Raw genomic sequence first — 24,737 nt, forward strand, 5'->3', positions numbered from 1 at the left:
TACATCCTAGGTAATGGAGGCCGACCCACTTCCCTCATCCGAGCCCCTAGCCCACAAAACGGACGCTGAGCTACTTTACCTCACCCAGTATGCTCGCCGCTATCCGGCGCCGCTGGTGCAAGCTGCTGTGCGCGAGCTACAACGCCGGGAGCTTATCCCGGCCGAGCTGCCAGGCCACGTGTTGCCTTCATCGGCTATACCGCCGCCGCCACGGACTTGGCTCGACGAAGGAAGGGACCTCGCCCGGACCCTATTCTGGCCCACTGGTTCCCACGTCGTTACCTCCCTCCTGCTCGACGCAAACCTGGTGGTTTACCTCCTGATGGGCCTTGCTGGGGGCAACTTGCTTGCGCCACGTTCCGCCGACTTGGTGGCGTGGGGTTCTAATTTCTCGCCGCTTACCTTACATGGGCAGCCCTGGCGGCTACTCACTTGCTGCTTTTTGCACGGAGGGCCAGCTCACTTGCTACTCAATGCGGGCACCTTAGTGGTGCTTGGCTTACTCGCAGAGCCGTTGCTTGGGCGCGCCCGCCTGCTGTTCGGATACTTGTTGAGCGGCTTAGGCGGTAGCCTAGCTAGCTTATGGTGGCACATGCCGAATGGCGTTAATTCCGTAGGTGCCTCTGGTGCTATTTTCGGGCTTTATGGGCTGCTGCTTGCCATTGCTTTTGCAAAGAACACGCCTTTAAGCCAGCAGCACCGTCGTCCTTTGTTTGGCCTGCTGCTGTACCTCATGCTTTCCAGCTTGCTGGCCGGGCTAGAAGGCGCTGGCAACACGGATAATGCTGCTCACCTTGGCGGATTGCTCACGGGTGTTCTGATTGGTGTGCTTATGCCTCGTAGAGCTGTTGGTGAACACTAACGGCACCGCAGTACGCTTCCTTCGCGTTTTGCATACCAATTACGGCTGTTCACACACAAATAAAATTCAAACCTATCTTTCCTCAATACAGTACAGGCTATATTTACCGGAGTAGCCTAGGTGCTTCTCATTCACCTACTTTCTTCTACCTTTTTGCTTCTCATCCATCCCTGTATGAAAAATCATCTACGTACTCTTCTTTGCGCTGCTGGCTTACTATACGCCGGCGAAGCTGCCGCCCAAACTGCTGTCCCCAATGCAGGATTTGAGACTTGGGAAACGCGTCCGTTGAACAACGAACGCCCGCAAGGTTGGCTCACGGCGGATGATATACTAAACCAGCTGCTAACTCCTTTGACGCCCAATGCAACACGTTTGGTTACGAAGTCCACTGACACTCACGCTGGCTCTTTTGCTGCCCAACTTACTCCAAAAACAATTACTACTCTTTTTATTGCGCGACCTGTTCCATCTATTCTGCTACTAGGTGACCGTTTTAGGGTTACGATAGATGAACTCCTCACTAATCCCGAGGCTGTAGCTGACATTAGTCGCTCGCGCGGTGTTCCCTACACAGCTCGCCCAGCCCAACTTACTTTCTGGTACAAATTTGCAGGCATAAGCACCGATCAGGCGCAGGTTGCCTTGGCACTTAGTAAGGGAAATTTGAAGAATGGTGGGTTTATTGTTGGTGCCGCTAGCAGCACAACTACCAACTTAATTACGCCAGGCACAACGACTTACAAGCAGTTTAGTGTTCCTATTACGTACACTTCTACAGAAGCACCTGATTCGCTGCGACTTGGCTTCAGCGTTGGCGGCAACCAGGTGTTCTCCTCTAGCGCAGCTTTGACCATTGACGACGTTTCCTTCTCCTTCACGACGGCAAACGCCAGCCCAGCTGTAGCAGCAACCCTCAGCGTTTACCCCAACCCTAGCTCCAACGGCGTCTTCTCGCTAGCTTCCTTGCAAAAAGCTAGCGTAGCAACGGCGCCGCTCAGCGTAACCGATGCTCTCGGTAAAGTAGTGCTGCAGCAAGCCGCCGCGCCTGCTAGCGCCGCCAACGGACGACAACTCGACTTGCGCGGCAAGCCCGCTGGCGTGTATCTACTCCGCTTAGATACACCCGAGGGCGTGGTAGTACGCAAGCTTCAGCTTCAATAAAGGAAGCTAGGTCAACCGAACCATAGGACCTTGCGTTAGCAGTGGGAAAACCACCTAACGCTATGAAAATTCAAGTTGAAGAGGGTCAGGACAAAGCATTCCTACCCGATGGCCGCCACACGGTCGAAATTACGGACATCGAAGAAGGCACGAGCGAACACCAAAACGTGCCTTTCTTTGCCGTTCGCTTTGAAAATGAAGATGGCTTTGTCAACCAGCGCTTCTACAATTCGCCTGCTGGCTTGCCTATCATCCTAGGTTTGTACGAAGCCGCAGGTATTGCACACGAAGCAGGTAAGGACCTCGATACCAAGCAGCTAATTGGCAAGAAAGTCTCCATTGAAGTTGGCGACCGTAGCTATGCTGACCCAGCTACTGGCAACGAGCGCACCTTGCGCCAAGCCTCTGGCTTTCAAGCAGCCTAAACCTAGGTTAGCTTCATAACAAAACGGCCCGCAGAGCTATCTGCGGGCCGTTTGTATTTATATATCAATTGGTATGTACCCTAGCTGACCACTACTGGAATGACGTTGCCCTTCAGCACTACTTCTCCGAAGCCAACACCAACGATCATGCTCGGCAGCGTCAGGCCCGTGTCGGTGATGTGCTCATCGAGGTTCATTGCTTCGCCATCAACGATTTGGCTTGTCGTTTCGAAGGGCAAGCCGTGCAACACTACGTTGTAGGTGGCGAAGCTAGGTTTATACTCACCTTCTATCTCCTGCTTTAGCGTGAGGCTGGTGTCGGTACCCAACACGGTGAAACGACGGGTAGTGCTTTTGCCTTCCTGGTATGCGTAGCCTTCGCCGCCGTCGTCGTAGAGCACGCTGGCCTCCTGCCCCTTTTTATAATAGACGTGTAGGGTTATTTCTTCCACTACTTTTTCGCCCACATACTGCATGAGCGGGTAGAAAGGAATAACAGCTCCAGCTCGCACAAACAGCGGAATACGATCGAGGTTGGCGCTGGCCCACACTTCGGCTCCGCCCGATTTCAGTTCATTCGTCCAGTAGTAATACCACTGTCCTTTCGGCAGATACATCCAGCGGCCATCCACGCCAGGCGTTGTGATGGGGCACACAAGCAGGTGGTCGCCGAGCGAGAACTCCGCCATGCGCAGGTATGTATCCGTGTCGTTCTGATCAATGAAAGCGAGCGGACGCAACATGGGCGTGCCGTTTTGCACATACTGCCAGAACGTGGTGTACATGTACGGCAGCAGGCGGTAGCGCAGCGAAATGAAGTGACGCGCCAGCACCATATACTCTTCGCCAAACGACCAAGGTTCTTGGTCGCCATGGTCGCCGGAGCTGTGGGTGCGGAAGAATGGGTGGAAAGCGGCCAGCGCAACCCAGCGCACATACAGCTCGCCATCTGGCGTCTCCACAAAACCGCCCACATCGGAGCCCACAAACGAGAAACCGGAGATGCTCAGGCGCTGGCACTGAATATTGGCCAGCCAGAGGTGTTCCCAACTCGCAATGTTGTCGCCGGTCCAGGCCGAGGAGTACCGTTGCCCACCCGCGTAGGTGCTACGCGTGATGGTGAAGGGGCGATTCGGGTACGAGAAGCGCTTCACCCCCGCGGCCGTAGCCCGCGCCATTTGCATACCGTAAATGTTGTGAGCTTTCCGATGCGAGCCCGAATGGCCTTCGTAGTGAAAGCGCACATCGTCGGGGAAGGTGCCTTTTTCAAACACAGCGGGTTCGTTCATGTCGTTCCACACGCCCCGCACGCCGTCTTCCGCAATCAAGCCCTTAAACAAGCCCGACCACCACTCGCGTACTGCTGGCTTGGTGTAGTCGGGGAAGTTGCATAGGCCCGGCCATACAGAGCCGCGCATCAGCGGGCCATCAGCCCGTCGGCAGAAGAAATCTTGCTCCAGCGCCTCATTATATACGCTGTACTCTGGGTCAATCTTGATGCCTGGATCGATGATAACCACGAGCTTAAAGCCATCGTCAGCTAGCTCCTTGATCATGCGCTTGGGCTCGGGGAAGTGCGTCGGGCTCCACGTAAAGCACCGATACCCGTCCATGTAGTCGATGTCGAGGTACAACGCGTCGCACGGAATCTGCCGCTCGCGGAAGCCAGCCGCAATTTTTTTGACGTTGCTTTCCGGAAAGTAGCTCCACTTACACTGATGATACCCTAGGGCCCACAGCGGTGGCAGCTCGGGTGGGCACGTCAGGCGTGTATATTCCTCTGTTACTTCCGTGAGCGTAGGCCCGTAGATGAAATAATAATTCATCTCGCCGCCTTCGGCCCAGAAGCTGGTCACGTCGGCACGCTCTGCCGCAAAGTCGAAAAAAGCCTTAAAGCTGTTATCGAAGAAAATGCCGTGCGCAATCTTCTGGTGTAGCTCTAGGTAAAAGGGAATGTTTTTGTAAAGTGGGTCGGAGCCCTTCACGTACCCATAGGTGTCAGAGCCCCAGTTCATGAAGCGCTTCCCGCGCAGGTTCATGTTCTCGGGCTTATCACCAAGACCGTAGTAGCATACGCCGCTTTGCACCTGCTTGCTCATCTTCACGATGTCGTTGCCGGTGTCGTCGTTGTGTTGCCAGTGGAAGCCTTTATCATCTTCGCTCAAGATGGTGCCCGAGCGGTCGAGAATGCGCACATGCAAGTCGGCCTTCGCAATGGTGCAAATAAGCCGGTCGGTCGTAATCCGAAAATGATCAGGTTTTTCGCGAAATTCCAGAAATTGCGGCGCTTGCCGCGGTCGGTCAGCCGGAATAGCGTAGCTAAAATCGGGAGTGAAGCCTACTTCTGTTGCGTAACGAAACCGGAGAATTTTGTCCGTGATTACTTGTAATTGTAATTGAACGCTATTTTCGCAAACAAAAAGAAAGTCATGACCTTGCTGCTGGCTTCGCACAACCTGCGCAGGAAACAGCTCCTGCTTGGCTTTTGCGGCCAGATCATTGATCATGTAGTTATTTTCCTGAATCATAAGCAGCTAGGGCTTGAGGGCTGAGAGAGTGAGGTTGAAAAGAAATTTTAGTTCAACCGGAGAGATACAGTTAAGTTCGCAAGGTAAAAATCATTGCCGCGATTTTTGCCTATCATTCAGAAGGCCTTACCCAAAATCTAGGCCAGCGGTTTTTTAGCGAGAAATTCAGCTTGTTATATATTTTTCTTTGCCAGCGCTTTTTTTCATGAATTCTCAAAATTTTACGTTGTTATTACTAGGCTGGGATGATACGCCGCAGCATTCGGGCTCGCCTCAACCGGCTCCGCTTGAGCTAGCTCGCAGCCTTTCTCCTCAAGCTACCTTGTCCGTTATCCTGCCGCATTTACCTGGCTCCTCTGGCGAAGAAATACCGCATGCTCACATCACTGGTCTTGCCGATCTTCAGCTTTCTGACCTAGAAGCCGCCGCCGGCGCCCCTATTAATCGACCGGCTGGAGCATGGGAAGCCCCTGCAGCTCCTTACGTAGGAGCTACCCACAACGTAGAAGAAAGTCAAGAAGAGATTCCGGTGGCCGGTGGTCTGCTGAACCAAGATAGCTTTGCGATTGAGGCAGCGGAGCCAAGCACCGAAGAAGCGCAGGACCTAGGAGAATATACTGCATCAACCTCTACTGACACGACAGCTCCTGGCACTTCGTTCGTGCCCTTGATGCTTTCGCACGACCGCGCTACCCTGACGGAAGCCCTAGAAACATTGCGGACTCCTCCCATCGAGGGCGACGACCTAAATTTTCGGGTTATTCAGTACGCCCGGTTTGCCACGCGCCTAGCCTTAGCCGAGCAGTTTGCCGTTATTTACGCCATGGATTGGCCTGTGTGGCTAGCGGCTTTGGAGATTCGTCAGGCCACCGGTCGCCCGCTCGTGTTGCACGTGCACTCCCTCGCCACCGACCGCGACACGCCCGCCGACCGTGGCTGGGGCCTGGAGCTAGAGCGTTTAGCATTGCGCCGCGCCGATCTGGTTTTAGCTGATTCGGAGGCCGTAGCCCAGCGCCTCATTGCGGAATATGATCTGTCGGCGGAGCAAGTACGCGTGGTAGCCGCTTACGACGATGAAGCGTTGCTGGCCGCCGTTCGGCCACTTGGGCTAGCTTCTTAGTACTTTTGTCGAATGAACATTGATGCTCCCCAGCAGGCCTTCGACGCCGAGCTAGAATTGCACGGCGCTGATGGCGGCGTTTTCCTTACCGTACCATTCAGCGTACCCGAGGTATTTGGCACCCGCGGCCAACTACATGTACGCGGCACCATCGATGGATTTCCGTTTCGACTACCTTTGGTCCCGAACGGTGAAGGCGAACACATTATGGTGGTGCGCAAAGAAATCCGCAACGCCATCGACAAAACTTGGGGAACCATTGTGCACGTGGTCATGGCGCCGGATATCGAAGAGCGCTCCGTTCTCATTCCCGACGATTTAGCACACGCTCTCAACAAGGCAGGCCTGAACAGTGCCTTCGACCAGCTTGCTTACGCGCACCGCAAGGAATATGCGCGGTGGATTGAGCGCGCAAAAAAAGCCGAAACCCGCATGAAGCGTCTGCATGAGGCGTTAGAATTAATTAAAGCAGGCAAAAAGCTGAGTTAATTTCTGCTCAAAATATCTTATGCCGTCATCTAGTTAGGCTAGGTGGCGGCTTTTTATATATTATTTATTTAATACTTATAGGAGAACCATTGCTTTATTTCCGTAACTAAAGGCTTTTAGACTTAATATCCCTGCCTAATGAATAATATTGGCACAACTCCTGCAAAGGCAACTGATACTTACCAGTTATTATGCTTGCAGCATTTACTATCTTCTATGGTATATAACAAAACATTAAAGTAAGCCAACGTCTTGCTAAACAGTAACATGCTTTTATAATTCGTTGATATTTATAAATACTTTAAAAAATATATCGCAAATAAAACTTGGTGTATTTTCTTTAATTTATACAAAACGTTTCTAAACTTGCGTTGGTTGTAACGGATCGTTGCAGTATTGGCAAGCTACGGCTAGCTCTAGTAACTGGCCGTTTTCTTAATACATCATTTAGTTAGTACCTATTTGCAAGCTGGTACGAGCTTTGATATTAAAAGTTTACGCTTAGCAGAAAAGTACACTTTACACGAATAGCTGCTTTCGCCTAAACGGCTCTCTAGTCTGATCGAGTACTAGAACCCGACTTAGCCCGTTCTCTCCTCACCCATCCCGCACAGACTTCCCGCATGTTTCGCGCTTTCCTGCATTGGTCTTCCCAATGCCGCTTATGCTTTTACATGCTGCAAGTTGCTTCGTGATAGGTATGGGCGCACAAATTGTACTGTGCTAGTTCGATAGACTTTCTCCTAGATTCTTCCTCGTTCCACCCCTTTTTTCTTCCCTACTGTGTCTTTTGATTTGGAAACAGGAGCCCTCACCCCGGCTCTGTTTGATCTCTCTTCGGAATGCCAGGGGCAAGCCCCCATTGATTCTACTGCCGTAGTTAGCGTTGCGCCACCCGTAACTGCCCGCCCACGGACCACCTATGCTAACGTAGTGCTGCCCGGCGACTTCCCGGATCCTACTATCACGAAAGTTGGAGATACATATTGGGCAAGCGCTACCTCTGCCGAGTGGGGTCCTGTTTTCCCATTGTTCAAGTCGACGAACCTGGTAGACTGGGAACTAGTGAGCCACGTGTTCATGGATAAGCCTGAGTGGGCCGAGACTAGCTTCTGGGCACCCGAAATCAGCCACGAGAACGGAAAAACGTACATCTGCTACACAGCCCGCAAAAAAGGCGGTCCGTTGTGCGTTGCTATTGCCAGTGCCGATGATCCGGCTGGGCCGTACGTAGATCATGGTCCGCTAGTAGGTCAGCGCCGCGGCTCTATCGACGGCTTCCCGCTCCGCGACGAGAACGGCGTGCTGTACCTAGTGTGGAAAGAGGACGGCAACGCTTATGGCAAGCCTACCCCCATCTGGGCTCAGCGCATGAACGAGCAGCGCACGAAGTTGATCGGCAAGAAGCATGAGCTATTCCGCAACGACGCGCCTTGGGAAGGCAACCTCGTAGAAGGTTCAGCTTTCGTAGAGCACGGTGGTTATTTCTACATGTTCTACGCTGGAAACGGCTGCTGCGGTAGCGGCTGCACATATGCCACCGGGGTAGCTCGCTCGCGCAGCTTGCTAGGTCCGTGGGAGAAATGCCCGCAGAATCCTATCCTGAAGAAAAATAAGACTTGGAGCTGCCCCGGCCACGGTACCGTTGCAGAGTATGACGGCCGTTGGTTCTTGCTACACCACGCTTATCATGCCAGCAGCCACGAGTTTGTAGGCCGCCAAGGCATCTTGAGCGAGTTTACTTGGAATGAGGAAGGCTGGCCGGAGTTTGAGGGTAATAGCCCACAGGCTGCACCGCTGCACAACGTTGGCCTGCTCAACCTCACCGACCACTTCTCTAGCAATCAGTTGGCTGGTACTTGGCAGTGGCCTATTGGCAAGCGCCCCGTAGTGGGCGTGGGTGATGGCCAGCTGTTGCTGTCGGCTTGCCCAGAGCAACTAGGCTCTATGGTAGCCCAGCGCACGTACGCAGCTACTTACAAAGCAACTACTTCGCTTAACGCCGCTGCTCTTCCTACTGGCACGTTCGCTGGCTTAACGGCTGTTGGTGATCCGCACAACGCGCTTGCACTCATGGCTGGCAACGGTAAGTTGCAGCTCTGGTACGTGAAACAGGGAAAAACGCAATGCCTGACGGAAGTAAGCTTAGAGCTACCCCGTAACCTAGGTTTGCGCGTTGAGACGTGGGGCGGTCAGCGCTACCGTTTCTCTTACAGCACCAACGGCGTAACGTGGCAGCCTATGCCGATGGATACCTTCGCTGTGAACGGCACGTACCTGCCACCTTGGGATCGGGGTATCCGCGTAGGACTGCTGGCACAAGGGCCAGAAGACGTAACGGTAGCTTTTGATAGCTTCACCATTCGCAACCAACGCTAGCGTTTCCCGACCTAGCTTATAAGCCCCACGACTCCGGCAATAAGAACTGTCGGAGTCGTGGGGCTTTCCTATGTAGTACTGAACAGCTCCTGCTGAGAGTTAGGTTAGCTCTACTGTAGTGATTTCTGCTTCCTATTAATAGCTCAACAGCGTCAAAAAATTCATTTAACAACAACTTCCTCACGCTCAACCTACGAGCTTTGCAACAAACTCAACACTACGCGGCGAAACGGTAAAGCGCCAGAAAAAAAGCTGAATCTAAGTTGATCATCATCGGAAGTAAGTCCGTAAAAACGATTATTGGCGCAAATAGTACAGCAAGCTCAACCAGATCACAGCCAAGCTTTTGTGAGGTATGTGCGAGCCACGTTCATGCTATAAGTGCTGACCTTTTACGATTCTTTCCACCCAAGCACAACCAAGCTATGAACAACGAGAATGCAGCCCCAAGCAATGAGGAATCGAGCGGTGCCCAGCGCGTGAGCATGGCGCACAGCGGACAAAACGAATTTCCAATTAAGAAGAAGCCAGGCCAACAGCCCTTGCAGGAAACGGGCAGCGACGACACGAAACGCGCCATGAACGATGCGGATCAAACCAAAGAGGACAGCAACCAAGAAGGTGGTACTGCAAAACATTGAGTAGCACCTAGCCTCAGACAAGCGAAGGGCGCCACGGAAATCTTCCGTGGCGCCCTTCGCTTGTCTGAGGCTAGGTGCGCACAACTACCTACCACTCTTTATCAGAATAACATGTGACTTGCTTGAAAATCCACGAACAGGTTGGATGTGTAATACAACATAACTCCTGCTATACCTAGCTTTATACTTTTGCGAGCACCAGTGCAGTTCGGCTCGTGACGTAGAGGCTTAGTTTCTCAACGCCGTCTTCCCCGAAGGTTTCGTACGTCAGCGTATCATCGATACGGTCGAAGCCTCCAAAGCGGCCACTATCAGAGGTGAGTATAATGCGGTAGCGGCAGCGCTTCGGTGTGGGCACGAAGAAACGATAATCGGGCACGCTACGACTCACGTGAAAGTTGAACACAAAAATCAGCCCCGCCCGCTCGAAGATCAAGACCTGATTTTCCGGATCATTATTCAGCAGCTTTGCTTGCCCGGCGGCAAGTAAGCGCCGCTGCTTGGCCGTGGAAATCATGGCCCCATCGAAGTTTTGCAACTGCTGGTAGCGCAGGTCTGGGTTGTCGGCCAGCGACCATTGCCGGCGCGCGTGTTGGTAGCTCCAGTTGTTACCTAGCCGCGGAAAATCAACCCACTCGGGGTGTCCGAATTCGTTGCCAATGAAGTTCAAGTAGGCTTCGCCGCCCAATGAAAGCGTAAGCAGCCGAATCATTTTGTGCAGCGACACGCCGCGGGCCACAACGGGGTCGGGGTCGTCTTGGCGCATGTGCGTGTACAAGGCCACGTCCATTAGCCAATGGGCCAGCGTTTTGTCTCCTACCAAGGCTTGATCGTGGCTCTCGGCGTAAGCAACCGTTTTTTCTCCTTGGCGGCGGTTGGTAAGTGTGTACCACAGGTCACCTAGGTTCCAGGCTTCGTCGGGGGTGTGCTTGAGCAGCTTGATCCAATAATCGGGAATGCCCATGCCCAGGCGGTAATCGAAGCCAATGCCGCCCTCCTGAATGGGACGGCACAAACCAGGCATGCCACTCATATCTTCGGCAATAAGCAAGGCACTTGCTTTCAGCTCTTTCACCAGCGAAGCCGCCAGTTGCAAGTACAAAATGGCATCGTCGTCGGCTTCGGGGCCGAAGTATTGATCGTAGGTACTAAATGCTACGCCCTCACCGTGATGCAGGTACAGCATGCTGGTTACCCCATCGAAGCGGAAACCATCGAAGTGAAACTCTTCCAGCCAATAGCGTAGGTTAGACAGCAGATACTGCTGCACTTCGGACTTGCCGTAATTGAACAGCTTGGAATCCCAGCCGGGATGGTCGCCCCTAGCGCCTTCGTGGAAATACTGCCCGCCGGAACCGTCGAAATCAGCTAGGCCCTCGGCTTCGTTCTTGACGGCGTGCGAGTGCACTACATCGAGCAACACCGCAATGCCGCGGTTGTGGGCTTCATTAATTAGGTGCTTTAGTTCTTCCGGCGTACCGAAACGCGAGGAAACAGCAAAGAAATTAGCAACGTGGTAGCCGAAGGAGCCATAGTAAGGGTGCTCCATGATGGCCATGATTTGCAAGCAGTTGTAGCCGAGCGCTTGCACCCGCGGCAATATATTTTCCGCAAACTCTAGGTAGCTTCCCACCTTGCCTTCTTCGGAAGCCATGCCGATGTGGCACTCGTAGATGAACGGCTCCCGCACGCAGTTTGGAATCCGAAACTTTTGGTCGGTCCAGGTGAAGGAAGTGCTCGGCCGCCACACCTGCCCGGAGAAATCGTTGGTGTGCGGGTCCTGCACGGCGCGGCGCAACGTTGCCGGCAGGCGATCTTTCGCCCCGTGCTGGGTAACAACGTGTACTTTGTAACGGCTGTAGTGGCTGAGCGCTTCGCTGTATTGTTTATCGGGCAAAAACACCTCCCATACCCCGTTGGGGCCTTTTTGCAGCGGCGTCGCTTGCCGGTCCCACCCGTTGAAGTCGCCAATGAGGTACAGGGCCTGGGCAGCCGGAGCCCACTCCCGATACCAGTAGCCCCGGCGACGAGGATCGTAGTTGAGCCCTAACCACTGGTGAGCAGTAGCGAACTTCGCCAAGGAGCCGTACTCTTGCCGAATAACGGCCAGGCGTGCTTCTAAGCGTGCTTGACGGGCCAGCAAGACGGGCTCGTAGGGTGCCAGCCAAGGATCTTGCTCCACGAGCGGCAATACAGGGGCGAGCGTGGGGGCGGGAGTAGTTTCAAGAGTCATAGTGCGGGAGATTTTGGCTTTAAAGCTACGATAACGAGTGACTTGCGGCTGAACTAGTAGCAGAACATTTCTGACCGGCCAACACCTAGGTAGCCTGCTAGCAGCCAGGGCGAACAGCGGCGCTTAGGAACATGCGGCAGGCAAGTAACTCAGGTTTTTTGCTTGGCCGGGAATGACAATTTGCCTTTTCGGCTAGGCTCTTACCGTAATGTTGGCTTTCTTGAAAGTTCTGTTGCCGCGCAAGGTAGCAGCCCTTATCCTAACCTGCATGAAACTGCACCTTTACCCGCTTGCTCTCGCCGCCCTGCTTTCCTGCACTAGCACCGCTACGCGCCCCTCCGCGTCGACCGTGCCGACGGTGCCGACGGCAAATACGCTAGCTGCTACACCACCCGCCGTTACGGCGGCCGCTACGGCAAGCAAAGCAATGGTTATTTCGGCACACCCGGAGGCTTCGCGCATTGGGCTGGCTATTTTACAAAAGGGCGGCAATGCGTACGATGCGGCCGTAGCCGTGCAATTTGCGCTGGCGGTAGCGCTACCCACGGCTGGTAATATCGGTGGGGGCGGCTTTGTGCTCTACCATGGCGCCGATGGCCAGGAAGGAGCCCTCGACTTTCGCGAGATGGCGCCAGCCGCCGCTACCCGCGACATGTACCTTGATGCGCAAGGCAACGTGGTACCAGGACGCAGCACGGCGGGGCACTTGGCTTCGGGAGTGCCAGGCTCGGTGGCGGGCATGGAGGCGTTGCACAAAAAGCTAGGTAAGCTGCCCTGGGCCGACCTCGTGCAGCCTGCCGTCGACCTAGCCGCCAAGGGGCTGAAGCTTACGGCAAAAGAAGCCGCTGGCCTAAACAGCAACCGTGAAAACTTCCTGAAGTATAACGTTCAAACGCCCCCTGCTTACGTACGCCCCGACGGCGCAACGCGCCCCTGGCAACAGGACGACCTTATTCAATACCCCGACCTAGCGCATACGCTGGAGCGCATCCGCGACAAAGGCCGCGACGGTTTTTACCAGGGCGAAACGGCCGACCTCATTGTGGCCGAAATGCAGCGCGGTGGTGGCCTGATTACCAAGCAAGACTTACAAAACTACCAGGCTAAGTGGCGCACGCCCTTGCACGGTCAATACCGCGGCTACGATGTGCTAGCTTTTCCGCCGCCGAGCAGCGGCGGAGTAGCCTTGCTGCAAATGCTCCAAATGCTGGAACCGTATAACCTAGGTGCCTTGGGCTGGCATTCGCCGCAGGGCGTTCATATTATTACGGAAGCCGAGCGCCGCGTGTATGCCGACCGCGCCAAGTACCTCGGCGACCCTGATTTCGGGCGGGTGCCAGTGTCGCAGCTCTTGGATAAGAAGTACAACAAGGACCGCATGGCCACCATCCGCCGCGACGGCCGGGCCACGCCGAGCAGCGAGGTGACCGCCGGCGCTGGCTTGCCCGGCTACGAAAGCGACCAGACTACGCACTACAACATTGTAGATGCCCAAGGCAACGCCGTGTCGTGCACGACTACGCTCAACGGCTCCTACGGCAGCAAAGTGGTAGTGGCCGGTGCGGGCTTTTTGCTTAACAACGAGATGGATGACTTCTCCTCCAAAGTGGGCGTAGCGAATATGTACGGCTTGGTAGGCGGCACAGCCAATGCCATAGCGCCCGGCAAACGCATGCTCTCCTCCATGACTCCCACTATTCTCACCAAGAAAGGGAAGCTAGCGATGGTGGTGGGTACGCCCGGCGGCAGCACCATCATTACCAGCGTGATGCAAGGCATCCTGAATATTATCGACTATCAGCAGAACGCTCAGCAGGCCGTGGCAGCCCCTCGCTTACACCACCAGTGGCTCCCCGACCGCATTGACGCTGAGGAAAATGCCCTGCTCCCTGCCGCCCAAGACACCCTTCAGCGCCGCGGCTACCCCATCAAAACTGGCGGGCATTGGGGCCGCATGGAAATCATCTGGGTTTTGCCCGATGGCCGTTTGCAGGGTGGCGCCGACCCGCGGGGTGATGATACGGCAGTAGGGTATTAGCACGTTAATCCGGCCGGAAAAAGAATAAAAAGAGCGTCCTGCTGAGCTAGGTAGTCTAGCTCGGCAGGACGCTCTTTTTCAAACCGCTTATTACAGCTGCTTTAACTCGCGGGCTATGTCGCTGAGTTTCTGACCTAGCTTGTACAAACTATCCAGGAAAATAGGGTTGGCGCCATCGGCCAATGCGTTGATGTTCTCTGCCAAAGTTTGCAGGGAAGCCGAAATCTGGGCAGCGTCGCCGCCGGCTAGGTAGCCTTTTAGAGCAACCAGGTCGCCGATGAGCGTATCGTAGCTAGTGCCACTGCCACCGCGCAGCAGCTCAATCCAGCCATCGATTTTTTCGGGAGCAGCAGCGGCGAGTTGGCCTAGGTCTTCCGTACCGAGCGCCGCTAACGTGGTTTCAAACTGTTTGGCGCTAGTTGAATGTGCAATAGACATAGCGATGAAGTTATTCGGGTGAGTTTAAGGGCACTTTTACCTCGTCGGCGGCACGCAATAGCACTTGGCCGAGCCGTTGCAATTGTTCTTGGTATTCTTCGCCAGCTTGGTCAGCTGCCTTGGTGGTGCTTTCGCCGAGGCGCTGCAGGGAGGCGCTGATGCGGTCAGTATCCTTATCGTTGAGGTAGTTTTTGAGGTTTTGCAACTCCTCAACCATATCGTTGCCGCCGGTTACGCCAAAGGTGCGTAGGGCATCAATCCAGCTGTCGATAACGATGGGAGCCTCCAGGGCAGCGGCGTACAAATTGCCGCTCAAAATGTCGTTGGTAGAGCGCAAATTAGCCGACGGATCGGATGGGTTAGTAGGCATGAAGCGGGTGTTTTGGTAGAGCAAAGCCTAAGTTCGACTTAGCTCTCAGTGAACAATCAGATGATTACAACGAAGCCTTCGTGTTGCCGGCGGCTATTACGAGCAGCTGGCCTAAGTGGCGCAGCTGGTCGCCGATGCCGTTGTGCAGGTGGTCGCCGGCCCAGGTGTGGATGTTGCTCGCGGCCCGCGACGTTTGCTCGCCAAGGCGCTGTAGCAGCTCATGGGTGTTAGCCTGGTCGCCGCTACGCACGTAGTCGCGCAGCCGCTGTAGGTCGGAACCCATAGCGGTCAGGGCCGCGACGTTGGAGTTTTGCAGAAACGGAATCCAAGTATCAAAATAATCGAACGCCACCTGCGGGTTGCGCGAATTATTGATGGTGTCGGAAATCGCCAGATTGGTTGCGTACAGATGGTCGTTGAGGTTATCTGTGTTGAGGGCCATGAACGTAGAAAGTTTAGGTGAGGGAGCGTACTGATTTGCTCTTTACGCCTTCCAGCGCAGCCTCGTTGTAAAGACCCAGCATCTTACACTTTCGAGTGCACCTAGCAACCCAGGACCACCAAGCCGCCTAGCCCTAGCTTTTCGCGCTTCAGCGACAACAGGCTACCCAGTTTTGCGTCTTTATACTGGTATGAGGAAAAAGCTAGCCGAATGGGTCAAACGCTACCTGCCCGCCGAGGTGTTGTCGCTCGCCGCGACGCTGGCGGCGGGCGGCGCTACTTTCGCCCTCGCGCACGACCGCACGGCCACGGCGCTGGCCGCTACGTGGGCCGGCAACGTGGCGTACTTTGGCTGTATTCTCCTGCAAGATGTTCGGGCCACGCGCCGCAGCCGCCGCGCCGCGGGCAAGCGCTACACTGCCCGCACGCTCGGCAAAAACCTGCGGGCGCTAGTGGTTGAGTTCGGCGCGGCCGAGGTGCTCGACAGCTTCATCATTCGCCCCTTGCTGATGTACTACCTGCCGCTGTGGTTGGGCAGTTTGTCGGGCGGCATCCTGGCGGCCAAGCTAGCTGCCGACGTTACCTTCTACATTCCGGCCATCATCAGCTATGAGCTGAGCAAGAAACGCCTGCGCGATTTCAACTGAGCACCTCTGTGTGGGTTAGTCGTTACTCCACGCGAAACCAATCGATGTCGGCGTTGCCAGCGTCGTTAAACTTGGCGGTGCGGGTACAGAACAGCCCTACTTTCGCTCCAATCCACTTGCCTTCCCGAGCCTGAAACACGCCTCCCACCGGCTGAAACTGCTGCCCATCGAGGCTGTAACTGAACTGGCACTTGGCTCCGGCTTGCACCGCCACGCGCAAGTAAAGGGGTTGGTTAAGCGCAGTGGCAGGTAGCTCAAGCGGGGCCGAAACGGTTTCGGCCGTCAGCTTGTCGGCGTTCTGACACACGGCTTGGTTGACGTAGAGCTTGCCACCTTGGCTGGTCAGGCTGAGGTAGGCGTAATCGAGGCCCATGATCAGCAACCCTAGCTTTTCCCCTTCCACGCGCGGGGTAAAAGTGAGTTTGGCAGTAGTGGTGAATACCTCCGCGGGCAGCTTTTGCATCAGCAAATTGGGCACCTGCCAGAGGTTCTTGTAATTCTCGGGCAATAACACGGAGTACAGGCGCAAATAGCCTTGTGGTCCGTTCAGATAGGCCCAATAATCCTGCGGATTGGCGTGCCACTGCCACTGCAATCCTAGGGTGTTGCTGCTGAATTCATCGGAGGTGGGCGGGGTAGCGAGCGGCTGGGCTTTGCCCTTGATCTTGGGTTTGCGATACGTCAGCACGGGTTGGCCTTTGCCGTCACCGTCGGGGTCTTCCCCAATGATGGGCCAGTCGTTTTTCCATACCATGGGCTGCAAGTGCACTACACGCCCATAGGGTCCTTGGTCTTGGAAGTGCAAAAACCAGTCTTCCCCGGCATTGGTATCTACCCAGGCACCCTGGTGCGGCCCGTTGGTTGGGGTTTTGCCCTGGTCCATCACAATGCGCTCCTCGTAGGGGCCGTACACGTTTTTGGACCGCAACACCAGCTGCCAGCCCGTAGGCACACCGCCCGCCGGAGCAAAAATGTAGTAATAGCCGTTGCGCTTATAAAACTTGGGGCCTTCGAGCGTGGGGTGAGCTAGATGCCCATCGAACACCAGCGCATCGTCGCCGAGCAGTTGCAGGCCGTCCGGCGACATGGGACTCACGGCCAGAATGGTTTTGATGCCGGCGCGCGACCCGGCAAAGCCGTGTACCAAGTAGGCCTTACCATCTTCGTCCCAGAGTGGGCACGGGTCGATCCAGCCCTTGGCTTCTTTCAGGCACACGGGCGCCGACCACGGCCCCGCCGGGTTGGTGGCAGTAGTCACGAAGATGCCTAGGTCGGGGTCGGGGTAAAAGATGTAGAATTTTTTGTTGTGGTACCGGATAGAAGGCGCCCATACGCCGTTGCCATGTTGCGGCTCCCGGTAGCGCGCCAGCGGAGGTTGCTGTTTGAACACGGCCCCGATAACGCTCCAGTTTACCAGGTCTTTTGAATGCAGAATCTGCAGGCCTGGTACGGCATTAAAGCTAGAGGATGTCAGGTAAAAATCGTCGCCTACCCGGATGGCATCGGGGTCGGAGTAGTCGGCGTAGAGCACCGGGTTCTTGTAGGTGCCATTGCCGAGGTCGGGCACCCATACCTTAGAAATAGGCGTTGGGGTTTGGGCGTGCAGCGGAACAGCCAGCGCGATACCTAGCACAGCAAGCGTTTGCTTCACAGCTCGTAAGAGTCTCGGGCGCCTAAGCAGCGTTTTATCTTTCGTAGTATGCGGCTGAGATTCTGGAGTGTGTAGTAGCACGAGAAGTAGATAGAGCGTTTGCAATGCGCAGCAATAATAACCAGCGCGGCACAGACTGCCGCACAAAACGGCAAATGGGCTGCGGAATACGGTGGCTCCTACTCCGCTCTGACATAACCGCGCGACTACGGTCCTAGCCCACTTGAAAAATATTTCAACAAAAAACCCTGACAGCGGCTCGGTGCCCTGCCAGGGTTTGTACGTCAGCGCGAAGCTGACGCTCGTTCAGCGACACTGGCCAGATGCTAGCCTCGTCGGACCAAAACTGTTACCTAGCGCTTACTTAGCATCCGAAAACTCCACGGGTTTCCACGTGTTGTTGGCGGCGTTGATGTCGGGCAGGAGCTTGGTAGGGTTCAGCACCACCGACGTTATTGGGGAAGTCGAATTATGGCGGAAGGTCCAAGTGCCGCCACGCTGCCAGATCTCGACGGGCAGGCGTACGGTGGTGGTTTTACCATTCCCTTCTTTCACTTCGGCAATGACGGGCATCGCTGCTTGGCCACGGTTTTCGAGGGTAATAAGTGCGCCTTTCGCCGGATCTTGGCTCACGTAGGCTACGCCGGTCACGGCTTGGTCGAGCAGCCAGTTTTCGAAGAACCACTCATGCCAAAACCACGTCAGGTCTTCGCCGGCTACCTCGTTCATGGTGCGGAAGAAATCACGGGGCTGGGGGTGCTTGAAGGCCCAGCGCTTGATGTAGCTACGGAAGGTGTAGTCGAAGCGCTCAGGACCTAAGACTACTTCGCGCAGCAGATACAAGCCGTAGCCCGTTTTGCTATAAGCGGCAAAACCTAGGTTGCGGGCCTGCGTCACATCGGGCACCGTGTAGGGCACATCAGCATTAGGATCTTGCATGGCGCGTATGATACCGGGCGCCGTGCGACCTTCTACGTCGGCTGAAGCCTTGTACTCGCCATTGTTAAAGGCTTTGGTGGATAAGATGTTGATAAAGGTGTTGAAGCCTTCATCCATCCACGGATACTTGCGTTCGTTCGAGCCTACAATCATCGGAAACCAGTTGTGCCCGAACTCGTGGTCCGTTACGCCCCACAGACGACCTTTGGTAGAGCGGGCGCTGCAAAATACAATGCCCGGATACTCCATACCGCCCACAATCCCAGCCACGTTGGTAGCGGCCGGATAGGTATATTCAAACCACTGCTTCGAGTTGTACTCGATGCTTTTCTTCACGTACTCGGTGCTGCGGTTCCAAGCCGTATCCTGCGCCACCTCGGCTGGGTAGAGCGACATTGCTAGCGACTTCCGGCCGCTGGGCAGGTTCATCTTGGCCGCATCCCACACGAAAGCCGACGATGCAGCCCAGGCCACATCGCGCGCCTGCTGGCAGCGGAAGTGCCAGGTCAGGCGGCCATTCTTCCCTGTTGGGCGCGAGCTAGGTTGCGTCACCTCATCGGCACCGCGCACGATAACGGTTTTGTCGGAACCAGCGGCTTGCTCTAGGCGACGCTGCTGGGCAGCGGTGAGCACCTCCGCCTTGTTCACCAACTCGCCCGAACCGCCCACAATGAAGTTGGCCGGCACGTTGATAGTATAGTCGAAGTTGCCGTACTCCAGGTAAAATTCCGCCGACAGATACGGCAGCGTATTCCAGCCTTCAATGTCGTCGTACACGGCCATACGCGGGTACCATTGCGCCAGCTCGAAGATCTCGCCGTTCTTGGTTTGGAGGCGACCTAGGCGGTCGGAGCCGTACTGGGGAATGTTGAAGGCGTACGCGATGCTAATCTTGAGCTTGTCGCCGTGTGGCTTCATGGCTTCAGGTAAGATGATCTGCATCCGCGTGTCGTACACGTGGTATTGAGCCTTGGTTTTCTTACCGTGAAACTCGATGTTGACGGTTTGCAGCGTATCGCCGCCCTGGAAGTTTGGGGCCGAGTTGCCGTTGCGGGCCCCTGAAATCGGCGTAGTAGCCGCTCCGCGCGACTTTGGTGCAAATAGGTTTTGATCAAGCTGTACCCACACGAAAGGCAGCGGATCGGGGCTGTTGTTGGTGTAAGTAATATCCGCCGTGGCGCTCAACCTAGCCTGCTTTTCATCCAGCGAAGCCGCAATTTTATAGTCGGCCGCGTTCTGCCAGTACGTAGCGGAAGGCTGGCCACCCGCGGTGCGCGTAGCTGGGCCACGTTCAGCCAGAAACGTGGGCGAAAACAGCGCGCGCGCGTCGTAGCGGGGCCCAGCAACCGGCGGCGCCGTTTGTTGCGCTGCTGCTAGCGTAGACAGGAGCGTCCCGGCGCCCAATAGCAGGCCCGGTAATAGATGCTTCTTCATAGTGAGGGGTTGAGAGAACAGGTGCAGTCAAGAACACGAAATCCTGTTAAAAGCTGCTCATCTCTCTATTTTTCACCGGCTGCCTGTGGGCGGTAGTGCCCCCTACCCGTGCCTCTACCTGAGGTGTTGCAGCTCCTCGGTACAAACATTATGAGTCCGTACGGGCTTTTTAATTCCGTTTGAACTACTACAACACCCCTCATGGAAAAGCGTGAATTAGGAAAATCAGGATTACAAGTAGCCCCTTGGGCGTTTGGTGGCAACGTCTTTGGCTGGACGATTGATGAGCCTACTTCTTTCCAGTTGCTGGACGCCTTCGTGGACGCCGGCTTCAACTTCATCGATACTGCCGACGTGTATTCGGCTTGGGTGCCCGGCAACCAGGGCGGCGAGTCCGAAACCATCATTGGCAACTGGCTTAAGCAGCGCGGCAACCGCGAACAGCTCATCATTGCCACCAAAGTAGGCAGCGAAATGGGCCCGGATAAGAAAGGCTTATCGCCCAAATACATCCGCCAGGCCGTAGAGGACAGCCTGCGCCGCCTCAGCACCGACTACATCGACCTCTACCAGTCGCATCGCGACGACCCCGATACGCCGCAGGAAGAAACTCTGCACGCCTACGCCGAGCTGATTAAAGAAGGAAAAGTTCGGGCAATTGGCGCCTCCAACTTCACCGCGGACCGTCTGCGCTCGGCCCTCGAAATTAGCCAGCAGCAAGGCTTGCCGCGCTACGAAACCCTGCAACCCGACTACAACCTCTACGACCGCGCCGACTTCGAGCGGGAACTAGAGCCCCTGTGCCTGGAGCACAACCTAGGGGTTATCAACTACTTTGCCCTGGCCAGCGGCTTTCTCACCGGCAAGTACCGTTCAGAAGACGACTTCAAGAAAAGCCAGCGCGGCGGCGGTATGAAAAAGTATCTGAACGACCGAGGCTTCCGCATTCTGAAAGCCTTGGATGAAGTAGCCGAGCGCTACAACGCGACACCCGCCGAAGTATCACTGGCGTGGCTCATTGCCCGGCCTAGCATCACGGCACCGATTGCCAGCGCCACCAAGCTCGAGCAGCTTCAAGACCTAGCCAAGGCGGCTGAACTGAAGCTTGACCAAGCCGCCATTGATCAGCTAACCCAGGCCAGTGCCTAAACACTAGCTCGTCTTTGGCCAGTTAATCCGCTTGTATTGTCGTAATTGCCCCGGCTACTTTTGCTAGCCGGGGCTTTTTTTCTACTTTGAAACCTTATTCTGGTACGTTCCCGCTTATCAATAATACTTTTCTTGTTTTTGTTACCTGTCTCTTCTTATGGATTCTCTGCCTCTCAGCACCGAACATTATATTGGCAATGAGCTTTCGCTTTTCGAAAAAGCGGTCAACTGGAAAGTATACTACGGCTCTAAGTTGAAGCCTTACCTCAAGAATCGGGTGCTGGAAGTGGGTGCTGGTATTGGTGGCACAACGCTCTCTCTTTGCGATGGTTCGCAGAAAGAATGGCTGTGTGTGGAGCCCGATGCCTCTCTAGCTAGTGATATATCCAAACTTCTAGAGACAAAGAAGCTGCCTGATTGCTGCCATCTGCACGTTGGTACACTGGCAGATTTGCCGCCACAAGCACCATTCGACACCATCATGTACATTGATGTAGTGGAGCACATCGAGGATGACCGCAGCGAGCTAGCCTTGGCGTATGAGCACCTAGCCCCTAAGGGAGTTTTGATTGTGCTGGTACCTGCGTACCAGTGGCTATATAGCCCATTCGACAAAGCCATTGGTCATTACCGGCGTTACACCCGCTCAATGCTCCTGAAGGCGATGCCACCGCAAAGCAAAATTCTACATGCTTGGTACTTAGATAGTTTTGGCTTGCTAGCTTCGAGCGCCAACAAGGTGCTTCTTAAGCAAAGTAACCCTACTCCAAAGCAAATTAAATTCTGGGACAGCATGCTGGTTCCTGTCTCCAAGGTGACGGACAAGATTGTCCAGCACCGCTTCGGCAAATCGGTGCTCGTTATTGCGCAGAAGCCTGGCTAAATCGGCCGTAAACAAAACCACTTGCAAGAGGCCGTAGAGCTTGGCTTTTCCTTACCTCACCGTTTCTTATCGCGGCTATTACTTTACCACTTCTACCTGGCAAGGAGCACTAGTTGGATTGCTGTTCGGGGTTCAACAAAGGCTTGGAAGCAGTTTTGAACCACAGGCAGCATCCTAGCCTGCGAAATAATGCCCTTGCTCCAGATCGGCCAGCAGCCCAGGGTGGGTTGGGCGCCAGTTCAGCCACTGTTGCGTAAGCGTACTAGACGCGGCTAGGTTGAGGCTGGCAAAACGCGCCATCCAGCCGAAGTGCGCGGCGGCTTCCTCTACTGACTTCGACACTACCGGCACGTTCAGGTGCTGCCCGACAATAGTGGCTAGGTCGCGAAGGGCGATTCCCTCGTCGGCCACACCGTGGTAGCATGTCCCCGCCGCGCCCTGCTCCACTACCAGCCGGAATAAGTGGGCCGCATCGAGCCGATGCACGGCCGGCCAGCGGTTCAGGCCATGGCCGATGTAGGCCGATTCGCCTTTTTGCCGGGCCACCTGAATGAGGTAAGGCACAAAGCCGTAGTCGCCTTTGTCGTGTACTGATGCCGCCAGTCGTACAACCAAGGCCCGTACACCCTGTGGCACCAGGGCCAGCGCTGTTTGCTCGGAAGTGCGAGCCCCAACCCCGGGCGAGTCTTGCTCGGTGGCAATGTGGTCCAGTGCAAAACCAGCCAGGCCCGAAGTAATGACCAAAGGTCGGTTGGACCCCGCCAGCACGCTTCCCATCGCCTCGATGGCGTGGCTGTCGGTAGCGGCGGCGGCTTGGTACTGCGAGAAGTCGTGATTAAATGCCAGATGAATAACACCATCCGCTTGTTCGGCGCCGCGTTTCAGACTGTCGAGGTCGTTGAGGTCGCCCTTCATCACCTCGGCCCCAGCCGCCGTCAGCGCTTGCGCCGATTGCTCGGTGCGAGCCAAGCCAAGCACCTCATGACCATTCTGCTGTAGCTCTTGCACCACTGCAGAACCGATGAAGCCGGAGGCACCCGTTACAAAAATTTTCATACAATGCGTTGTTTGAAAGAGTGAATAACTTCTGCACAAAGGTCTGGTACTGAACCACCGCCCGTACTACGCGAGGCAAACGATCTACTGTACAATTCACACATTCCGCTTTTTCCCGAAGCTGACCCAAGGCGGCTTGCCGAAACGGCTAGGCAAGTAGCATGGTCCCTTCTCGACAACTCGTAGTAGGTAGGGTAACGAGAATCCGACTACCTGTGCAGCTAGGTGCTTCGCCAGAACCCAAAGAAAAGCGGTAAGTAAACCAACACTTACTTTGAAATACAAAGTTCTTTCATTTCTTTTGTGACGTCCCTGTCACTGCTAGTTCGCCTCGGCTAGTACTCAGCGGAACCCGTGCCGTCTGCGCTTATCTATCTGGTTTCAAGAGTACTTCTCCATACGTGAACAAAAAAGCCTCATGATCATGACGTTAAACAAAAGCATTCTTCGTCTTGCGTTGGCAACCGCGTTCCTGCTGCTGATACCCCTCGTAGCCATGCAGTTCACCCACGAAATGACCTGGTCTCTCTTCGATTTTGCTTTGGCCGGCACCCTGCTGTTCGGTACGGGACTCACTTACGAGTTGATTGCGCGGCAGGCCAGCAGCCGCGTGTATCGCTTGGCCATTGGCCTAGCGCTGGCAGCCGCGCTCTTCTTAGTCTGGACCAATTTGGCCGTAGGACTCATTGGGAGCGAGAATAATCCGGCCAACCTGCTGTACGGTGCCGTGCTCGCCGTCGGGCTTATGGGGGCACTCGCTGTGCGCTTCCAGGCACGCGGCATGACCAACGTATTATTTGCCATGGCCCTCACCCAAGTGTTGGTCCCCGTCGTTTCGCTCATGGTCTGGAAACCCCAAGTTACGGCCCTAGGTCTCCTGGAATCGGTGGGCCTGACCACACTCTTCGTTGGGCTGTGGGTGGGAGCAGCATTGCTGTTTCGGCGCGCAAGCACTATCGACACCGCTCAGCGCTAGCATGTCGCGCAGCAGTTGCGCGTACCTAGGCTACCTAGGTAAACCTGTTATCGCTTTCCAAGGCGTCTACCGGAGCTAGTCAAACCATCTTTACGTTAGTGATAGTCACTTACCACTAGCGTAAAGATGGTTCGACTAGCTCCGGTGGACGCTCTTTTTACTTATTACCTGTTGGCCAGCGCCTAAACTATTACAAGCTCGGCCTTACTCAATGCGCTCACAGAATACGCTATAAGGACAGCAACAACAAGGCGATTGTCAGTGACATGCCATGCGCTCGAAAGTATAGCTTCAAGAACTTCAGGGCATGGGTCATCTGATTTTCCACGCACTTCACCGAGATGTTCAGTTCCTTGGCAATCATGGCGTGCGACAAGCCTTGTTGCCGGCTTAGTGCGAATATCTGTCGGCGCCGGGAAGGTAGTTGAGCCACCGCTGATTGGTAGAGTTCCTCCAGCTCTTGGTACTCTACTAGGTTGCCAGGACTACCTTCTTCGATGAGCACTTCTCCGTCACAGTCTTCGAACACCCAGTACCGCTGACGCCGCAGTTGCTTCAGAATAGCTCGGTAGGCGGAAGTGTAGAGGTAGGTTTTGAAAACGATGTCTTGGTCGAACGCATGCCGCCGCTCCCACAGCTTCAAAAAACAGTCCTGCACCACTTCTTCCGCATCAGCATGACTCTTCAAGTAGCCGTGCACAAACCGGCACAAGGCAGGAGCATGCTGGTCAAACAGCAGGTCGAAGGCCGCCGTGTCGTTTTGCTGGAGGCGTTCTAAGCAATGTTGGTCGGAGAACTCTTTTACGACTTTCAAGGGAAAGTAGGCAGTAGTAAAAGCTTGCGCATGTACCTAAGTACCTTAAAGATAAATAAC

The 24,737-nt window shown here is 55.1% G+C and carries 21 protein-coding genes; 12 read left to right on the forward strand and 9 right to left on the reverse strand.

The window, feature by feature from the left end:
* The first annotated feature begins 13 nt into the window (after positions 1 to 13).
* The 3 genes from BXP70_RS20140 (at position 14) to BXP70_RS20150 (ending at position 2,451) form a co-directional block, all read left to right on the forward strand.
* A complete protein-coding gene (locus BXP70_RS20140) occupies positions 14 to 862 on the forward strand; it encodes a rhomboid family intramembrane serine protease (protein WP_086595921.1) in 849 nt (282 codons plus the stop codon).
* Positions 863 to 1,036: 174 nt separating this feature from the next.
* The gene (locus tag BXP70_RS20145; protein ID WP_086595922.1) at positions 1,037 to 2,026 is read left to right on the forward strand and encodes a T9SS type A sorting domain-containing protein; all 990 of its coding nucleotides are present in this window, start codon (positions 1,037 to 1,039) and stop codon (positions 2,024 to 2,026) included.
* A 62-nt stretch (positions 2,027 to 2,088) separates the two neighbouring features.
* On the forward strand, positions 2,089 to 2,451 hold the full coding sequence (locus tag BXP70_RS20150; RefSeq protein WP_086595923.1) for a hypothetical protein: 363 nt from the start codon (positions 2,089 to 2,091) through the stop codon (positions 2,449 to 2,451).
* A gap of 80 nt (positions 2,452 to 2,531) precedes the next feature.
* On the opposite strand, the gene BXP70_RS20155 is transcribed toward BXP70_RS20150, so the two are convergent.
* Positions 2,532 to 4,979, reverse strand: a complete 2,448-nt coding sequence (locus BXP70_RS20155; RefSeq protein ID WP_086595924.1) for a glycoside hydrolase family 31 protein — start codon at positions 4,977 to 4,979, stop codon at positions 2,532 to 2,534.
* A gap of 205 nt (positions 4,980 to 5,184) precedes the next feature.
* On the opposite strand from BXP70_RS20155, the gene BXP70_RS20160 reads away from it, so the two are divergent.
* The 4 genes from BXP70_RS20160 to BXP70_RS20175 all read left to right on the forward strand — a co-directional run bounded on the left by BXP70_RS20160 (position 5,185) and on the right by BXP70_RS20175 (position 9,608).
* Positions 5,185 to 6,099: a glycosyltransferase family 4 protein gene (locus BXP70_RS20160; RefSeq protein WP_086595925.1), complete on the forward strand. Its 915-nt coding sequence runs from the start codon at positions 5,185 to 5,187 to the stop codon at positions 6,097 to 6,099.
* Between the two features lie 12 nt (positions 6,100 to 6,111).
* The gene (locus BXP70_RS20165; protein WP_086595926.1) at positions 6,112 to 6,588 is read left to right on the forward strand and encodes a YdeI/OmpD-associated family protein; all 477 of its coding nucleotides are present in this window, start codon (positions 6,112 to 6,114) and stop codon (positions 6,586 to 6,588) included.
* A 783-nt stretch (positions 6,589 to 7,371) separates the two neighbouring features.
* A complete protein-coding gene (locus tag BXP70_RS20170; RefSeq protein ID WP_245849698.1) occupies positions 7,372 to 8,967 on the forward strand; it encodes a family 43 glycosylhydrolase in 1,596 nt (531 codons plus the stop codon).
* Between the two features lie 425 nt (positions 8,968 to 9,392).
* Positions 9,393 to 9,608 carry a hypothetical protein gene (locus BXP70_RS20175; protein ID WP_086595927.1) on the forward strand — a complete coding sequence of 72 codons (216 nt, stop codon included), beginning with the start codon at positions 9,393 to 9,395 and terminating at the stop codon, positions 9,606 to 9,608.
* A 181-nt stretch (positions 9,609 to 9,789) separates the two neighbouring features.
* Here the strand turns inward: BXP70_RS20175 and BXP70_RS20180 are convergent, their stop codons facing one another.
* Positions 9,790 to 11,841 (reverse strand): alpha-amylase family glycosyl hydrolase, encoded by a 2,052-nt coding sequence (locus BXP70_RS20180; RefSeq protein ID WP_086595928.1) that lies wholly within the window; start codon positions 11,839 to 11,841, stop codon positions 9,790 to 9,792.
* Positions 11,842 to 12,109: 268 nt separating this feature from the next.
* On the opposite strand from BXP70_RS20180, the gene ggt reads away from it, so the two are divergent.
* The gene (ggt, locus tag BXP70_RS20185) at positions 12,110 to 13,879 is read left to right on the forward strand and encodes a gamma-glutamyltransferase (protein WP_086595979.1); all 1,770 of its coding nucleotides are present in this window, start codon (positions 12,110 to 12,112) and stop codon (positions 13,877 to 13,879) included.
* A gap of 90 nt (positions 13,880 to 13,969) precedes the next feature.
* Here the strand turns inward: ggt and BXP70_RS20190 are convergent, their stop codons facing one another.
* The 3 genes from BXP70_RS20190 to BXP70_RS20200 form a co-directional block, all read right to left on the reverse strand.
* On the reverse strand, positions 13,970 to 14,317 hold the full coding sequence (locus BXP70_RS20190) for a hypothetical protein (RefSeq protein ID WP_086595929.1): 348 nt from the start codon (positions 14,315 to 14,317) through the stop codon (positions 13,970 to 13,972).
* A 10-nt stretch (positions 14,318 to 14,327) separates the two neighbouring features.
* Positions 14,328 to 14,687: a hypothetical protein gene (locus BXP70_RS20195; protein WP_143436593.1), complete on the reverse strand. Its 360-nt coding sequence runs from the start codon at positions 14,685 to 14,687 to the stop codon at positions 14,328 to 14,330.
* Positions 14,688 to 14,751: 64 nt separating this feature from the next.
* Positions 14,752 to 15,129, reverse strand: a complete 378-nt coding sequence (locus tag BXP70_RS20200) for a hypothetical protein (protein ID WP_086595931.1) — start codon at positions 15,127 to 15,129, stop codon at positions 14,752 to 14,754.
* A gap of 190 nt (positions 15,130 to 15,319) precedes the next feature.
* On the opposite strand from BXP70_RS20200, the gene BXP70_RS20205 reads away from it, so the two are divergent.
* Positions 15,320 to 15,775, forward strand: coding sequence for a hypothetical protein (locus BXP70_RS20205; protein ID WP_086595932.1), 456 nt, complete (start codon positions 15,320 to 15,322; stop codon positions 15,773 to 15,775).
* A 22-nt stretch (positions 15,776 to 15,797) separates the two neighbouring features.
* On the opposite strand, the gene BXP70_RS20210 is transcribed toward BXP70_RS20205, so the two are convergent.
* Positions 15,798 to 17,426, reverse strand: coding sequence for a glycoside hydrolase family 43 protein (locus BXP70_RS20210; RefSeq protein ID WP_086595933.1), 1,629 nt, complete (start codon positions 17,424 to 17,426; stop codon positions 15,798 to 15,800).
* Positions 17,427 to 17,786: 360 nt separating this feature from the next.
* Complete coding sequence (locus BXP70_RS20215; RefSeq protein ID WP_086595934.1) at positions 17,787 to 19,799, reverse strand: M1 family metallopeptidase; 2,013 nt, start codon at positions 19,797 to 19,799, stop codon at positions 17,787 to 17,789.
* Positions 19,800 to 20,000: 201 nt separating this feature from the next.
* On the opposite strand from BXP70_RS20215, the gene BXP70_RS20220 reads away from it, so the two are divergent.
* Positions 20,001 to 20,948 carry an aldo/keto reductase gene (locus BXP70_RS20220; protein WP_086595935.1) on the forward strand — a complete coding sequence of 316 codons (948 nt, stop codon included), beginning with the start codon at positions 20,001 to 20,003 and terminating at the stop codon, positions 20,946 to 20,948.
* Between the two features lie 157 nt (positions 20,949 to 21,105).
* Positions 21,106 to 21,831 carry a class I SAM-dependent methyltransferase gene (locus BXP70_RS20225; RefSeq protein WP_086595936.1) on the forward strand — a complete coding sequence of 242 codons (726 nt, stop codon included), beginning with the start codon at positions 21,106 to 21,108 and terminating at the stop codon, positions 21,829 to 21,831.
* Between the two features lie 174 nt (positions 21,832 to 22,005).
* On the opposite strand, the gene BXP70_RS20230 is transcribed toward BXP70_RS20225, so the two are convergent.
* Positions 22,006 to 22,887 carry an SDR family oxidoreductase gene (locus BXP70_RS20230; RefSeq protein WP_086595937.1) on the reverse strand — a complete coding sequence of 294 codons (882 nt, stop codon included), beginning with the start codon at positions 22,885 to 22,887 and terminating at the stop codon, positions 22,006 to 22,008.
* 424 nt (positions 22,888 to 23,311) lie between these two features.
* On the opposite strand from BXP70_RS20230, the gene BXP70_RS20235 reads away from it, so the two are divergent.
* Positions 23,312 to 23,863 carry a hypothetical protein gene (locus BXP70_RS20235; RefSeq protein ID WP_218779831.1) on the forward strand — a complete coding sequence of 184 codons (552 nt, stop codon included), beginning with the start codon at positions 23,312 to 23,314 and terminating at the stop codon, positions 23,861 to 23,863.
* Between the two features lie 229 nt (positions 23,864 to 24,092).
* Here BXP70_RS20235 and BXP70_RS20240 read toward each other — a convergent pair whose 3' ends face one another.
* Positions 24,093 to 24,677, reverse strand: a complete 585-nt coding sequence (locus BXP70_RS20240; RefSeq protein WP_086595939.1) for an RNA polymerase sigma-70 factor — start codon at positions 24,675 to 24,677, stop codon at positions 24,093 to 24,095.
* Between the last annotated feature and the right edge of the window lie 60 nt (positions 24,678 to 24,737).

Source organism: Hymenobacter crusticola (assembly GCF_002154225.1).
In the GTDB taxonomy this organism is placed as follows: Bacteria; Bacteroidota; Bacteroidia; order Cytophagales; family Hymenobacteraceae; genus Hymenobacter; species Hymenobacter crusticola.